Raw genomic sequence first — 14,307 nt, forward strand, 5'->3', positions numbered from 1 at the left:
CTTTGCTCGAATTTAGTAATAAAATTAAAAAATAGTGTTGTGTAGTAAAGGCTTCAACACATTGTCTATATTTATTATACTGATTTTACTTTCATTACTGCTAGTGACTATATCTTTCACCAGAATATGTAATAGTAGTTGCTAATTTACTAGAAAATTAGCAACTTTTGAAACAAAGAAATAATTTATTGATTCCAATTGATTAACTTAAGACTTTCAAGCTTGTTGACAGCAGTTTGATTGTATAAAAAACAACCTTTATCTAAATTTTCAAGATCAAATCTGATTTCTCTTAATGCTTCAGAATTTTCAGACAATAAATTCGAAGATATTATATCTTTAAGAAATTGTATCTGTGCTGTACGGGTCTGCTCCTGAACACCATTATAACTAACGTCATCAAAAACTTGTCCATTATATTGAATCACTGAAAACCCATCTAACTCTGCTCCAGTTTTCGTACTATACAAAGTAGTCCAATCTATTCCCATAAACTGCCCTTGTTTGTTCACTATTGCTAGATCAGGAGCAACTGTTTGAAAGCCCTGCGCAGTTAGAAGATTGTCTTCATGTATGAGATCAAAAGAATAATCTAGAGGATTGTTTGTATTAAAATTTATAAACTCTTGGTTATTTTTGATGGAAGACAAACGATAACAAGTACTACCTGCAGGAAAAGTATCTTGTCCGTATGAACTTAAAAACTTTCTAGCTGTAAAATATGGATTATTTGTATCAAATCCATATTTTCTAAAACCTGGCAATACTGTGTCAAAAATATTTTTCCCCGCTAGATTAACTTTTTCAAGCTTCCAATCAGTTTTAATATTATCTATAACATTCAAAGTCCACTCATCCATTGATTTTACGTCAATTATTGAAGTGAACTTATCTTGAGGGGTATATAAATGATTTTGCGTCACAATATATCGATTCAGGGGTTGATTGCTATCTACTCCATAAATACGTTTATTATTAATCTCATAATAACTTATTGATAAGCTATCATTATTTTCTCCAAGTACTTGATAATTTACCTCATAGTATCGTGATCCATTTTTAATTGAATCATTCGACTCTACTGCTGTGTTATTTGCAGAATTATTATCACTAGAACCACCGCCTCCACATGCACTCAACATAAAAGGAAGGATGGCCAAAATCATAAATTTATTTTTTAACATAATAGATACTTTATTGAACATTTTTATAACACAAAGTTTATCCAAAGATAAAAAAATAGACAATACTGTCTGTCTAATAATTCACACAAAATATTAATTTTTATTACTAGACCAAAAATAATTTATTAATTGTCTACTACATTTTCTAACTTTATCTTGTCCCTTCTTAACAAGAAGCTTTTACAATTAAAAATATATTTTTCATAAATATAGATTAAAAAAATTATTTAAAAATAATTGATGACCCTTGCGTCACGGCTTGATACAACTTGTCAGGTTTTTTTTAGATATAGTTATCGTAAGATTAGCGAAGCATAAATGTGTACCTAAGATGTGCACACGCTTCATAACATCAACTTAGAAGTCCTCCAAAACTAAGGAGATCAGGCATGATCCACGCTGGCAATGCCATTACCGTCCAAATGCTTTCGGACGGAATTGCAGAATTCCGCTTTGACTTACAAGGTGAGTCGGTCAATAAATTTAACCGTGCAACAATTGAAGATTTCCAAGCTGCTATTGCTGCGGTAAAAGCAAATAATGATATTAAAGGCTTAGTTGTTACCTCAGGCAAATCGACATTTATTGTTGGGGCAGACATTACCGAGTTTGGTGAAAACTTCGCACAAGGCGAAAAAGCGATTGTTGACTGGCTTATGCCTGTTCACGAAATCTTCAATAGCTTTGAAGATTTAGAGATTCCAAAAGTAGTTGCTATTAACGGTATGGCGTTAGGTGGCGGTTTTGAAATGTGTTTAGTTTGTGACTATCGTGTGATGTCAGAAGCTGCACAAGTGGGCTTACCGGAAATTAAACTTGGTATTTACCCAGGTTTCGGTGGTAGCGTACGTTTAAGCCGTCTGATCGGTATCGACAACGCGGTTGAATGGATGGCGATGGCTGCTCCTAAAAAACCGGCTGCTGCTCTAAAAGATGGTGCTGTAGATGCGGTTGTAGCTGCTGATAAATTACTTGAAGCTGCAACTGACTTGGTTAAGCAAGCAATTTCTGGTCGTTTAAACTGGAAAGCAAAACGTCAAGAAAAGCTTGAAGCTGTAAAATTGAACCCGCTTGAACAAATGATGGCGTTCAATACTGCAAAAGGTGCAGTGCTTGCTAAAGCAAACCCTGCTCAATACCCTGCTCCAAAACTATTACTTGATTCATTACAAGCGGGTGCAAGCCTTGCGCGTGACGAAGCATTAAAAGCTGAAGCTGAAGGTTTTGCAAAAGCTGCGATTACACCACAAGCTGGTGCATTGATTGGTTTATTCCTCAATGACCAAGTTGTTAAGAAAACTGCTAAAAAATATGAAAAAGGTGCACACCCTGTAAACCAAGCAGCTGTACTTGGCGCTGGTATCATGGGTGGTGGTATTGCTTACCAAGCGGCAAGCAAAGGCACACCAATTATTATGAAAGATATTGGTAACCCACAACTTGCTCTAGGTATGAAAGAAGCGAACAGCTTGTTAACTAAACAAGTTGAACGCAAGAAAATGAAACCTGCGCAAATGGGTGAAACCCTTGCACGTATCCGTCCTACTTTAAGCTACGATGAGTTTAAAGAAGTTGATATCGTGATCGAAGCAGTTACAGAAAATCCAAAAGTAAAAGAAATGGTACTTGCGGATACTGAGAAGAATGTTCGTGAAAATACGATTATTGCTTCTAATACTTCTACGATTTCAATCACACGTTTAGCAAAAGCATTACAACGTCCTGAAAACTTTGTAGGTATGCACTTCTTCAACCCAGTTCACATGATGCCGCTTGTAGAAGTGATTCGTGGTGAAAAGACTTCTGAAGAAGCGATTGCAACTACTGTTGTTCTTGCTCAAAAAATGGGTAAAACACCAATCGTTGTAAACGACTGCCCAGGATTCTTGGTTAACCGTGTATTGTTCCCTTACTTTGGTGCGTTCGACCTTCTTGTAAAAGACGGCGCAGACTTCCAACAAGTTGACAATGTAATGTCGAAATTTGGCTGGCCAATGGGTCCTGCTTACCTCATCGACGTTGTAGGTATCGACACAGGTGTACATGGTGCAGAAGTCATGGCTGAAGGTTTCCCAGACCGTATGAAGCCAGACTACAAAGGTTCAATCCAAGCAATGTACGAAGCTAAACGTCTTGGCCAAAAGAATGACGTTGGTTTCTACAAATACGAACTCGATAAGAAAGGCAAAAAAGCAAAAACTGTTGATCCAACAGCATATGAAATCATTGCTCCTTTCGTCACTGGTGAAAAACGCGAGTTTGATAACCAAGAAATCATTGACCGCATGATGCTTGCTTTCTGTAACGAAACAGTTCGTTGCTTAGAAGACAACATTGTTGCAACTGCTGCTGAAGCAGACATGGCAATGATTATGGGTGTAGGTTTCCCTCCATTCCGTGGTGGTCCATGTCGTTATATCGACCAAACAGGTGTTGCTGAATACGTTGCACTTTGCGACAAATATGCACACTTAGGTAAGGCTTATGAAGCGCCACAAATGTTGCGTGACATGGCTGCTAACAACAAAAAATTCTACGGTTAAGGAGCAACGTGAATGGCTACTTTAAATCCACGTGACGTTGTCATCGTTGATGGCGTACGTTCTGCAATGGGTAAAACCAAAAACGGTATGTTCCGTAATGTACGTGCTGACAGCTTATCTGCTGAATTGGTTCGTGCACTCGTTGCTCGTAACCAGTTTGATGTAAACGAAGTTGAAGACCTGATCTGGGGTTGTGTAAACCAGACTCTAGAACAAGGTATGAACATTGGCCGTAACATTGGCTTATTGGCTGACTTACCAAAAACTGTTGCTGGTCAAACAGTAAACCGTCTTTGTGGTTCTTCTATGCAAGCGCTTCATACTGCTGCTGCACAGATTGCAACAAACCAAGGTGATATTTTCATTATTGGTGGTGTAGAGCACATGGGTCACGTAGGTATGATGCACGGCATCGACTTAAACCCAGAAGCATCTAAACACTATGCAAAAGCATCTAATATGATGGGCTTAACTGCTGAAATGTTAGGTCGCATGAATGGTATTAGCCGTGAAGAGCAAGACGCTTTTGGTGTTGAATCTCACCGCCGTGCTTGGGCTGCAACTCAAGAAGGTCGTTTCAAAAACGAAATCGTTGGTGTTGAAGGCCACGATGCAAATGGCTTTAAAATCCTTTGCGACATCGATGAAGTAATTCGTCCAGATGCAAACCTTGAAGCGTTCAAAGCATTACGTCCTGTATTTGACCCGAAAGGCGGTACTGTAACTGCGGCTACATCTTCAGCTTTATCTGATGGTGCTTCTGCAATGTTACTTATGTCTGCTGAACGCGCACAAGCGTTAGGTTTAAAACCACGCGCTGTAATTCGCTCTATGGCGGTTGCAGGCTGTGACGCAGCAATCATGGGTTACGGTCCAGTTCCAGCAACTCAAAAAGCGCTTAAACGTGCTGGTTTAACGATGGCTGATATTCAAACTATCGAGTTAAACGAAGCATTTGCTGCTCAAGGCTTATCAGTAATGAAAGGCTTAGGTATTTACGACAAGCAAAACATCATTAACTTAAATGGTGGTGCGATTGCTTTGGGTCACCCACTAGGCTGTTCTGGTGCGCGTATCACAACGACTTTGTTGAACGTAATGGAGCAACAAGATACTCAAATTGGTCTTGCGACTATGTGTATCGGCCTTGGTCAAGGTATTGCAACGATTATCGAACGTGTTTAATTAACACCAAGATAAAAAAATCCCCGCTCAATGCGGGGATTTTTATTTTAACGTCCTTTTAAACCATCCTGAATTTGCTGTTGTAATTTTATGAGGTCACTAAGGTTAACTTTCATCGTACCCTCACGATAAGCATCGACATTACTTCGATTAATATTCAAAGGTCTTAACATTTCAAAAATGCCGTTGGTTGGATCAGAAGACTGTATTCCACCCGCTACCGCTAAAATGTATTGTTGTAAGAATGGAGAAAGTTGAGACAAATCAGGTTGTGCCATGACTGGCTGATAATCTACTGTCGTCATACCTTCAGGGACTAAAGCATTTTGTATATCGTAATGCGTTTTATACTCACGATGTTGCAGCGCCTGACGCACTTTTTTATCTTCTTGGAAGGGTACAAATCCCACCTCTTCACGTAACTCAGATTCAGCCATAACGCGAATTGTTGGTAAAGTAGCCACTTCTTCTGCTTGAACAGTCGGTAAACCCATAAAAGCAAATGCAGCGATTAAAGCTGATTGTTTTAAAAAGCTCATAACTTGCTCCAAAAATCAGTCACCCTATTTCAATTAAAAGATGATGATTAAATTAAAAGTATCTATAAATAGGCTACAACAAAGTCGAATTTGATTCAGTAAGGCTCAGATAAACGGTAAATATAATTAAAATTTTTAATGTAATAGTAAGGGACTTTCTAAAATATTTTAGAAATTAGTCTGAGTATAACTAAGTCAGATCATACTACTAGATTTAAATATTAAGATCTTTTGTTTATAGTCAGACTTTTATAAATCCATTGAATTCAACAGAAATAATGAACTTTAAAGTATTAAATCAGAATATTCTTATGAGCTGCCTACTCGTCAGTTTCTTTCTCACTGGTTGTGCGAGTAACCGAATTATTGGTGAAAACACGCGAGAGCTATTTACAAAATATGACTCAGGCCATGAATGGATCACTTTAATTGAAGATGATGTAATTGCATTTGGTAAACCATCAGTATCTCTCCCTAATGAACCAGAGGACAGTGTTGTCATCGCAGGGAAAAAATATAGTTATGTCATTAGTAAAGGCGGTAACGATTTCATTCAATTAATTAATCAATTAAATCCACAATATATCCAAATAAGTAATGAGCTAGATTTTAATGCTCCAGTTCCGGATAGTAATCATTTTTACGGGCATATTAGATTTTCTTACACCCCACCTAATGGGAAATTGAACGAGAAAGAATCAGCTTTATTTAAACAATATGGTGTAGTTCCATGTGGCTGTGCAAAGACATCAGAACCACATAAATTTGATTTAAATATTAAAGGAACTGTTTATCCTCCTGTAAAAAATCTTAAAACAATAACCCCTTTATCTAAGCCGTATCACATCAAAATCCAATATCTTCACGATAAAAGTGGAAAAGTGCCCTTATCAACTAAAGAGAAGCTAGCAAGTTTACCACTGCTTCCGTTTACCTTAACTTTCGATATTATCGCTTTACCTGCGAAAGTCATGGGTATCATTTACCAGCCCTAATAGGCTACGAAAAAAATTACAAACTTTCAGTAAAGATAAAAAATCCCCGCTTACTACGGGGATTTTTATTAATCATTTAACATCTCTTTTAAAGAATCAACTAATTGCGGAAATTTCGTATAACCTTCTCTACCTAAAAAATGCCCGCCATTAGGAACACTAATGTACGGCGCATCAATTTCTTTCGCCAATTCAATCGTCAGTTTTGGGGGAACCAAATCATCATTATCCGATAAATACACTAGCTTTTTCTTTATGCCCTTAAAGTAATCCGTGTCGACTTTACTCTTGGTTATATAACTATTAAGAACAGAAGAATCTGAAATTAAACCAGAGAATCCGGATACTAAAATCATTCCTCCAATATGTTGATAATCATGTCTTTGCAAAAAGTGCAGTAACGTAATCACTCCTAAACTGTGCGCAACAAAATAGGTATTCTCATCCACCTTAGGGATCTGTTGGTCTAAAACCTTTTGCCATGCATCTACATCAGGATGCTCAGAATCTAGAAATGGAATTAAGGTAACAGTTGTATGTTCATCTTCTATTTGATGTTTTAAATCTAAAAACCAGTGATCATCTATAGAAGCAGAGTAACCATGAAGCACAAATATTTGACGCATGTTCTTCTCCTGAAGTTCAAGTGTTTTGGCATTTGCAACAAATGACATTAATCCGAATAACACCAATAAAATGAGTTTTCTGATCATTGAACAAGTACCATTTTGAAAGATAAAAACATGCTAAACTATGACACCACTGTTAAGGTCAACCCCATTTTATGAACTTAGCTAAAGTTGCCGAGCTCACAAAAGTAAGCCCTTGTATGCTGCGTTATTACGAGAGCTTAGGGCTTATACAGCCTCTTCGAGCGAGTAATAACTATCGAAGTTATACGCAAAAAGATATTGAAAATATTAAGAAAATCAAAATATTAAATGATGCAGGCATGCACCTAAAAGATATTCAGGTTTTGCTGCCTTGTTTTGATTTAGATGAACGCGTATTTACGTTGTGCTCAGTGGTTCAAGAAAAACTGCAAACTGAACTCATGCATGTGTCTGAGCAGTTAAACAAACTACAAACTTCTCAAAGTTTATTACAATCTTTTTTAACCAAAGGAAAAGTCGAGAGCACCAAATCATAATATTTGATGCTCATACTTCGCTTATTCTTTTAAATCTCCTTCGAGCGCAGCCACATTCTTTTTCTTAATTTTTTCAATTTTTGCATTTAGCTTTAGAACATCTTGATAAAGCCCATTAAACTTTTTGACCTGAGCATTTTCATGAAAAAGAATCATCTGATCTTTCTTTTGCCATTCATAATTTTTTAGAAGCTTAAACATTTCTTCTGCTTTATCTAAAATTTGTAGCTCAATCATAAAAATTGCATGATCTTGATCTGCTTTTTGCTGAGTTCCCAATTTCATTTCAAGAAGTTGCCTCATCTCTGCATCAACCGATAGTTCTTGAACCTTTGCTAAGAAAGTTTTATGAATCTTTTCATATTCAGTCTGATACAGATCTGACGCTTTACGGACATCAGCTAGCATCTTTTCGGTTTCTGCAAATTTTTGTTTTTTATCAATATCTAAACGGTCCACATTTAAGAAAGTATCCCATTTGGCTGCTTTAAGTTCTCTCAAGTATGCGTTTCGTGCATTTATATTTTGAATCCAATAACTTAAAAGGAATTCTGAAATTTGCTTATAGTGTCCTGCCAAACGCTTATCATGAATATCGAGCTGGACGGGCTTAGACCAGTCTTGTGCTTGGTCATAAAGCTGGTTCATTTTTTCAGTCATGACCACATCAAACATTTGACTACTGTCTTTGGCCTGCTGCTGTTTGATATGTTGATAGGTGAAAAAAATAATACTTGTGATAACAACCAGACTTGCAATCGCAATCAAAACTCGGCGCATACACACCTCCTATTTCCATTCTTATAGTTTTGCTCTTTATAGTTATAAAATAGAGCTTATTCTTCTTTATATGCCATTTATTTCACAATACGCAACACTGTATTCGCTACTCAAAGCTTTAAATCCTTGTGCATCATCCCTATTATGATGGGTAATTAAAATTTATGAGATTCTCCCATGCGTGTTGATGTCTGGTCTGATGTAGTTTGCCCTTTCTGTTATATCGGCAAAAAACGCCTTGAACATGTCGCTGCGGAAGCAGGTATTGATCTTGAAATTCACTGGCATAGTTTTGAATTAGATCCTGATGCGCCAGCAAAACATGACACTTCAAATACTGAGCGTTTAGCTAAAAAATATGGCCGTACCTATGAAGAGATGGAAGAAATGGAGCGCAATATTGCGGCCATGGCTGCCTCTGAAGGTATTGATTTTCAATGGCAAAAAGCCAACTCTGGCAATAGTTTTAATGCACACCGTATTATTCACCTTGCACAAAGCAAAGGTTTAGGTAATGAAGCTAAAGAAGCCTTTTTCCATGCTTATATGACCGAAGGTCTCGCAATTGGCGAACGTGAAGTCGTAGAAGAAATTGCATCTCGTATTGGTTTAGATAATGCTGAAGTTGAATATGTATTAGATACCAACGAACTATCTGACTTTGTCCGCCATGATGAAAAAATTGCCCAAGAGCAGCTCAATGTAACTGGCGTGCCATTTTTTGTATTCGACCAAAGAATCGCGCTTGCTGGTGCTCAACCTCGTGAAGTCTTTTTACAAGTTTTAGAAAAAGCGCAAATCAAAGCAAATACTGAAGAAGTCGAGCAAGATGATGCAGCTGTTTGTACTGATGAATCATGTGATATTCCACAGAAATAGATCAACACAATTAAAATGTGATCAAATCGTATGTTTTATCACCATTTTAGCAATAGAGCGTTCTAAAAAAAGAACTATCTAATTGCTAAAAATCAGTTTATTATTGCCGCTTAGAATATTCGCGCTGTAATGTTCTGTTTTTTATGTGTTTAATGATCGGAATTTAAAATTTCCTTGATCTATCATCCCCCTTCACTGGGGGTTTTTTTTTGGCCAAAAATAACCGCTACTAGCTTAAACTTTTTCATTTATTTCAAATATGTAAAAAAAGTTAAATTTACTTAACTTTTGTGTCTCCCTCTTGATTTTATTAGAAAAATCAACAAAAGTGGAAACAACAACAAAACATAAAGATAGATATGAAAACATTTCATGTAATGCCATACCGGCAGCTTTTTGCACTTTTAACGATTGGATTTGGTTCAGTATGCATCGCTCATGCAGAGACTGCCTCTTCTTCTACAAACCAACAAGTAGGAAGTACATCATCTGGAGTACAAACCGAAGTTAACTCAGATGAAAATCTGTTAGATCAAATTCCGCGCTGGGTGGACGCGACTCCAACCATTTTTCCAGAGCAGTCTAATGAGCCTATTGTTCCACCTACCGAACAAACAGAAGATCAAACCTGGGTTGACCGTAAGCAAAAGAAAATTCGTAATTGGGCCGATCGTACTTCTGAAAAAATTGATAATTGGTTTGGTGAAGTCGATCCACAAAAGCCAGCTACCGCAACCATTCGTGTTATGGTCGATAACTATTGGAATGAATACGATAACTATGAAATCAAACCCAGAATTCGCGGTAAGATTAAATTACCTACTCTAGAGAAACGCATTAGCGTGGTATTTGGTGATGACTCTTTAGATGACGAATTTAATAATAGCCCAGCCAATGTCAATCAGAATCCCAATCAAGATCCAAATAAAAAGTTAGATGGTAAACGAACTCGAGATGACAACAGCTCAATCGCTTTACGTTGGTCAAATTTCTCGAAAAAGTTACCTTTTGAAACAGATGCTGACTTAGGTATTCGTTCTGGAGACGATATTTATGTTCGTTTAAAAGCATCAAGAGACTGGCAACTTCGTAATGATTTTAAGTTTTATGCAGAGCAAATTTATCGTTACGGCATAGATAGCGAAAACTATCTGCGTACCAATCTTGAACTTACACATGCTAGGCCAAATCAACCGTTTTTATCGAATCAGTTCAGCCTGACCTATGCTGATGATCAAGACGATGATCTAGCTTGGGAAAACCGAACTTTCCGTGAGCACAGTTTCTTTGCAAACAATCGTTTTAACTATGGTATTTATACAAGTGGTTATTACAACGACAATGACTTACGTTTAAACAGTTGGGGACCGTTTGTTTCATGGCGCCAACCCGTTTTACGGGAATGGTTCTTTGTACAAGGCGATGTAAATTACTTTAATGACCACCGTGAAGATCGTAATCATTTTGTTAGTACCTTCTTACGCTTAGAAGCACTCTTTTAAGCTAAATAGCATCACCTTGGAACCTTATCCAAGGTGGTGAAGAATAAAATATTTTTAAATAAAATTTTAAGATTAGCCTTTTAAAGTTTTGTTCTAATTTTATTTTTGATTCCTTATCTTTAAAAATGAATCAATTTTCTTCTTCTCCATTTCAAAATAAATCGACAGTCTTCATTTGTATTTATAGTTTAGGTCTATTAGCTTTACTTCCACATACTCAATTTTTTTATAACTCTTTAAAACACCAACGGTCACGGCGTTACCCCTATTCTTCTACAAGCTTCGCTAAAGTAAAAAGACAATCACTTTCACACTCACCTTGTGAAGTAGAAGCACACAATGCTTTATCTGATGCTGGTTTAATTCAAGAACTTATGGCTGTATTTGGAAATGATACGTTATGGAAACGTGCGACTCAGCCTGAACAAACTTATAAAGCCTTTGGTAAGAAAAAGAAGACGACCTCATCGGCACAGGTTTCGGCTACTAATCCACTGAGTGCAAGCTGGGCCACCATTTCAACATGGATGCCTTTTGAAAATGACCTTGATTTAGGATCTAACTCTGAGAGTGATGTGTATGTCCAGTTTCTGGCAAAAAAGAAATGGAATTTGAGACATAACATTAGCTTTGATACAGAGCAGATATTTCGCTATGGCTCTACTAGCCGAAACTACACTGAAACCACGCTAAACCTAACGCAAAAAATGCAAGATAACACATTATTTTCTAATAAATTTAATTTGAACAAGAGCGAAAATGAAGATTACAACTGGGGCAATTGGACTTTTCAACAATTTGAGTTTGTAAAAGATAATAGTCTGACTTACGGTATTTATAGCGGTGGTGTATATACCAAAAATGATATGCGACTAAATAGCTGGGGTCCTTATATTTCATGGCGTCAGCCTATATGGCGAGATTGGATTTTTATGCAAAATGATCTTAATTTTTTTAATCATATTGATGATGATCCTAAGCATCAACTTAGTGTGCAAATGAATCTTGAAGTTAATTTTTAACCAAAAATCATCAAGTTGTGGATAACTCTTTCTTTATCCACAAAAAAGCCCCTGACAGTTCAGAGGCTTTTTTATATCAAAAAATTATTTCAACAATAAGCTATTAATACGCTTCACATAAGCTGCTGGGTCTTCTGGTAAACCACCTTCTGCAATCACAGCCTGATCAAAAATCACGTTTGCCAAATCATCAAACTGTTCTGAACCTTCAAGTTTTTTCACCAAAGGATGCTCAGGGTTAATTTCTAAAATTGGCTTAATTTCAGGTACAGCTTGCCCCGCTTGTTTAAGCATACGAATAAGTTGCGGAGACAACTCACCCTCACTTGTTACTAAACATGCAGGAGAATCTACCAAACGAGTTGTTACACGTACTTCTTTAGTTTTAGACTTCAACGAATCACTTAATTTCTCAACCACAGGCTTAAACTGTTCAGCCGCTTGCTCAAGTGCCTTTTTCTCTTCGGCATCTTGCAAATCACCTAAATCAACCGCGCCTTTAGATACATTCTTTAATGGCGTACCGTCAAACTCTTGGACAAAATTCATTGCCCATTCATCAACACGCTCTGCCATTAATAATACTTCAATACCTTTTTTATTAAACAACTCAAGCTGTGGCGAGTTTTTCGCTGCTGCTAGACTGTCAGCAGTCACATAATAGATGGCTTTTTGCCCCTCTTTCATACGTGCCTTATAGTCAGCAAAAGAAGTTGTTACTTCATCATTTGTTGAAGTCGCATAACGTAATAATTTTAAAATACGTTCACGGTTACCAAAGTCTTCGCCCAAGCCTTCTTTAAGTACTGAACCAAATTCACTGTAGAAAGTCTTAAATTTTTCTTGGTCTTTTTCATCTTCCGATTTAGCCAAACCATCAAGTACAGTTAATACACGGCGTGCATTACCTTCACGAATCGTTTTGACATCACGGCTTTCTTGCAACAACTCACGGCTAACATTAAGCGGCAAATCAGCACTGTCCACTACACCTTGAACAAAGCGTAAATAGTTCGGAATTAAATTATCCGCATCGTCCATAATAAAGACGCGTTTTACATATAGTTTAATTCCCGCTTTTGCTTCACGAGTAAAAATGTCATGTGGAGCTTTACTTGGAATATAGAGTAATTGGGTATATTCCGTACTACCTTCAACACGGTTATGTGCCCATGCGAGCGGTGCTTCAAAGTCATGAGTTAAGTTTTTATAGAACTCAATATATTGCTCTTCAGTTACTTCGCTTTTATTACGTGTCCATAAAGCACTTGCCGAGTTGATCGCTTCCCACTCGTCAGTTTTGACCATTTGGCCGCCTTTAGGTTCTTCACCTTCAGCAACTTCTTCTTCCTGCCAAACTTCTTTTTGCATTTCAATTGGCAAGCTAATGTGGTCAGAATATTTATTAACAATCTGCTTAACTTTATAAGATTCTAAATAATCAAGCGCATCATCACGTAAGTGAAGAATAATGTCGGTACCACGTGATGCCTTATCAATTTGCTGAACTTCAAACTCGCCTGTACCACCACTAATCCAGCGCACCCCTTCAGATGCATCTAAGCCTGCACGGCGTGATTCAACCGTAATTTTGTCGGCAACAATAAAACCTGAATAAAAACCAACACCAAATTGACCAATCAACTGAGCATCTGCTTTTTGATCACCCGTCAATTTTGACATGAAATCTTTAGTGCCTGACTTAGCAATTGTACCTAAGTTATCAATTGCTTCTTGCTGGCTTAAACCAATACCGTTATCAGAAATCGTTAACGTTTTATCTTCTTTATTTAAACTGATTCGTACATGTAAGTCTGGATCATTTTCATAATATTCAGGATGATTAATTCCTTCAAAACGTAACTTATCACATGCATCTGATGCATTAGAGATAAGCTCACGTAAGAAAATCTCAGGGTTAGAATAGAGAGAATGCGTCACTAAATGTAAAAGCTGGGCAACTTCTGCTTGGAAACTATAATTTTGTGATGCTTGTTCACTCATAAATCACTCCTTAAATTTTGAAGCTGTTTGTTCTCGAATGCTTTATGAATGGAGTACTTCTAGAATTTTTCAATCCTGAATATCAAAAATTTTTACTCTAATTAAAATGGGCCGTGGCTTAACACCCTATCTTGCAATATCGTATCTAACTGCTTTTGACGTTGTTGGTAAGCTTTGCTAATACAACTGACATTGGCAGCACAAGCATTTCTTTTTTTCAGCCATTGCTGCTGAGTATCTTTCTGGTTATCTCGCCCACCCATAGGTAAAGCATGCAAAACGATTTGATACGTCGTTGCCATTTTTACATCTGCATCATTTAAAGAACGGTTTTTACAAATACTTTTTTCCGTTTTCGTTTTTGCAGCATCGCACGAAAAACTTGCAGCTTGTAAATTTTGAGTAAAAGCAATACCACTCAAAAGTGCTAAACAAATCGCTAATTTGTTATTCATGTTTTTATTCCCATGCTTGTAATGAATAGAAATTAGTTTAGAAAAAAACTTGCAGAAAATATGTGTAAA

General features: G+C 37.0%; 13 protein-coding genes. 7 read left to right on the forward strand and 6 right to left on the reverse strand.

What is annotated here, in order from left to right; genetic code table 11:
• Nucleotides 1-185: 185 nt before the first annotated feature.
• Nucleotides 186-1,205, reverse strand: coding sequence for a hypothetical protein (locus tag ACYU0V_RS16845; RefSeq protein ID WP_461848338.1), 1,020 nt, complete (start codon nucleotides 1,203-1,205; stop codon nucleotides 186-188).
• A gap of 368 nt (nucleotides 1,206-1,573) precedes the next feature.
• Here ACYU0V_RS16845 and fadB point away from each other — a divergent pair, with 368 nt between their 5' ends.
• Together fadB and fadA are read left to right on the forward strand one after the other, a co-directional pair.
• On the forward strand, nucleotides 1,574-3,727 hold the full coding sequence (gene fadB / locus ACYU0V_RS16850) for a fatty acid oxidation complex subunit alpha FadB (RefSeq protein WP_002114932.1): 2,154 nt from the start codon (nucleotides 1,574-1,576) through the stop codon (nucleotides 3,725-3,727).
• A gap of 12 nt (nucleotides 3,728-3,739) precedes the next feature.
• On the forward strand, nucleotides 3,740-4,912 hold the full coding sequence (gene fadA, locus ACYU0V_RS16855) for an acetyl-CoA C-acyltransferase FadA (RefSeq protein WP_461848340.1): 1,173 nt from the start codon (nucleotides 3,740-3,742) through the stop codon (nucleotides 4,910-4,912).
• Between the two features lie 47 nt (nucleotides 4,913-4,959).
• Here fadA and ACYU0V_RS16860 read toward each other — a convergent pair whose 3' ends face one another.
• Nucleotides 4,960-5,451 (reverse strand): hypothetical protein, encoded by a 492-nt coding sequence (locus ACYU0V_RS16860; RefSeq protein ID WP_372549326.1) that lies wholly within the window; start codon nucleotides 5,449-5,451, stop codon nucleotides 4,960-4,962.
• A gap of 278 nt (nucleotides 5,452-5,729) precedes the next feature.
• Here ACYU0V_RS16860 and ACYU0V_RS16865 point away from each other — a divergent pair, with 278 nt between their 5' ends.
• A complete protein-coding gene (locus ACYU0V_RS16865; RefSeq protein WP_461848342.1) occupies nucleotides 5,730-6,446 on the forward strand; it encodes a YidX family protein in 717 nt (238 codons plus the stop codon).
• A 68-nt stretch (nucleotides 6,447-6,514) separates the two neighbouring features.
• On the opposite strand, the gene ACYU0V_RS16870 is transcribed toward ACYU0V_RS16865, so the two are convergent.
• Nucleotides 6,515-7,159, reverse strand: coding sequence for an RBBP9/YdeN family alpha/beta hydrolase (locus ACYU0V_RS16870; protein WP_461848343.1), 645 nt, complete (start codon nucleotides 7,157-7,159; stop codon nucleotides 6,515-6,517).
• 71 nt (nucleotides 7,160-7,230) lie between these two features.
• On the opposite strand from ACYU0V_RS16870, the gene ACYU0V_RS16875 reads away from it, so the two are divergent.
• Nucleotides 7,231-7,596 carry a MerR family transcriptional regulator gene (locus ACYU0V_RS16875; RefSeq protein ID WP_461848345.1) on the forward strand — a complete coding sequence of 122 codons (366 nt, stop codon included), beginning with the start codon at nucleotides 7,231-7,233 and terminating at the stop codon, nucleotides 7,594-7,596.
• Nucleotides 7,597-7,617: 21 nt separating this feature from the next.
• Here ACYU0V_RS16875 and ACYU0V_RS16880 read toward each other — a convergent pair whose 3' ends face one another.
• The gene (locus tag ACYU0V_RS16880; RefSeq protein WP_461848347.1) at nucleotides 7,618-8,376 is read right to left on the reverse strand and encodes a hypothetical protein; all 759 of its coding nucleotides are present in this window, start codon (nucleotides 8,374-8,376) and stop codon (nucleotides 7,618-7,620) included.
• A gap of 177 nt (nucleotides 8,377-8,553) precedes the next feature.
• Here ACYU0V_RS16880 and ACYU0V_RS16885 point away from each other — a divergent pair, with 177 nt between their 5' ends.
• The 3 genes from ACYU0V_RS16885 to ACYU0V_RS16895 all read left to right on the forward strand — a co-directional run bounded on the left by ACYU0V_RS16885 (nucleotide 8,554) and on the right by ACYU0V_RS16895 (nucleotide 11,779).
• A complete protein-coding gene (locus ACYU0V_RS16885; RefSeq protein WP_075383417.1) occupies nucleotides 8,554-9,255 on the forward strand; it encodes a DsbA family oxidoreductase in 702 nt (233 codons plus the stop codon).
• A gap of 359 nt (nucleotides 9,256-9,614) precedes the next feature.
• The gene (locus ACYU0V_RS16890; RefSeq protein ID WP_125511944.1) at nucleotides 9,615-10,757 is read left to right on the forward strand and encodes a hypothetical protein; all 1,143 of its coding nucleotides are present in this window, start codon (nucleotides 9,615-9,617) and stop codon (nucleotides 10,755-10,757) included.
• Between the two features lie 125 nt (nucleotides 10,758-10,882).
• Nucleotides 10,883-11,779: a selenocysteine synthase gene (locus ACYU0V_RS16895; protein WP_447510932.1), complete on the forward strand. Its 897-nt coding sequence runs from the start codon at nucleotides 10,883-10,885 to the stop codon at nucleotides 11,777-11,779.
• 84 nt (nucleotides 11,780-11,863) lie between these two features.
• Here the strand turns inward: ACYU0V_RS16895 and htpG are convergent, their stop codons facing one another.
• The gene (gene htpG / locus ACYU0V_RS16900; RefSeq protein WP_461848349.1) at nucleotides 11,864-13,783 is read right to left on the reverse strand and encodes a molecular chaperone HtpG; all 1,920 of its coding nucleotides are present in this window, start codon (nucleotides 13,781-13,783) and stop codon (nucleotides 11,864-11,866) included.
• A gap of 101 nt (nucleotides 13,784-13,884) precedes the next feature.
• Nucleotides 13,885-14,238 carry a lysozyme inhibitor LprI family protein gene (locus tag ACYU0V_RS16905; protein ID WP_001060531.1) on the reverse strand — a complete coding sequence of 118 codons (354 nt, stop codon included), beginning with the start codon at nucleotides 14,236-14,238 and terminating at the stop codon, nucleotides 13,885-13,887.
• Nucleotides 14,239-14,307 lie beyond the last annotated feature (69 nt).

This window comes from Acinetobacter sp. X9 (assembly GCF_054889255.1).

Excerpts from the sequence above, each read along its gene's own strand:
- ACYU0V_RS16875 (WP_461848345.1), top strand. The coding sequence starts at position 7,231 with ATGAACTTAGCTAAAGTTGCCGAGCTCACAAAAGTAAGCCCTTGTATG.
- ACYU0V_RS16885 (WP_075383417.1), top strand. The coding sequence starts at position 8,554 with ATGCGTGTTGATGTCTGGTCTGATGTAGTTTGCCCTTTCTGTTATATC.
- ACYU0V_RS16860 (WP_372549326.1), bottom strand. The coding sequence starts at position 5,451 with ATGAGCTTTTTAAAACAATCAGCTTTAATCGCTGCATTTGCTTTTATG.
- ACYU0V_RS16865 (WP_461848342.1), top strand. The coding sequence starts at position 5,730 with ATGAACTTTAAAGTATTAAATCAGAATATTCTTATGAGCTGCCTACTC.
- htpG (WP_461848349.1), bottom strand. The coding sequence starts at position 13,783 with ATGAGTGAACAAGCATCACAAAATTATAGTTTCCAAGCAGAAGTTGCC.
- ACYU0V_RS16845 (WP_461848338.1), bottom strand. The coding sequence starts at position 1,205 with ATGTTCAATAAAGTATCTATTATGTTAAAAAATAAATTTATGATTTTG.
- ACYU0V_RS16880 (WP_461848347.1), bottom strand. The coding sequence starts at position 8,376 with ATGCGCCGAGTTTTGATTGCGATTGCAAGTCTGGTTGTTATCACAAGT.
- ACYU0V_RS16905 (WP_001060531.1), bottom strand. The coding sequence starts at position 14,238 with ATGAATAACAAATTAGCGATTTGTTTAGCACTTTTGAGTGGTATTGCT.
- ACYU0V_RS16870 (WP_461848343.1), bottom strand. The coding sequence starts at position 7,159 with ATGATCAGAAAACTCATTTTATTGGTGTTATTCGGATTAATGTCATTT.
- fadA (WP_461848340.1), top strand. The coding sequence starts at position 3,740 with ATGGCTACTTTAAATCCACGTGACGTTGTCATCGTTGATGGCGTACGT.
- ACYU0V_RS16890 (WP_125511944.1), top strand. The coding sequence starts at position 9,615 with ATGAAAACATTTCATGTAATGCCATACCGGCAGCTTTTTGCACTTTTA.
- ACYU0V_RS16895 (WP_447510932.1), top strand. The coding sequence starts at position 10,883 with ATGAATCAATTTTCTTCTTCTCCATTTCAAAATAAATCGACAGTCTTC.
- fadB (WP_002114932.1), top strand. The coding sequence starts at position 1,574 with ATGATCCACGCTGGCAATGCCATTACCGTCCAAATGCTTTCGGACGGA.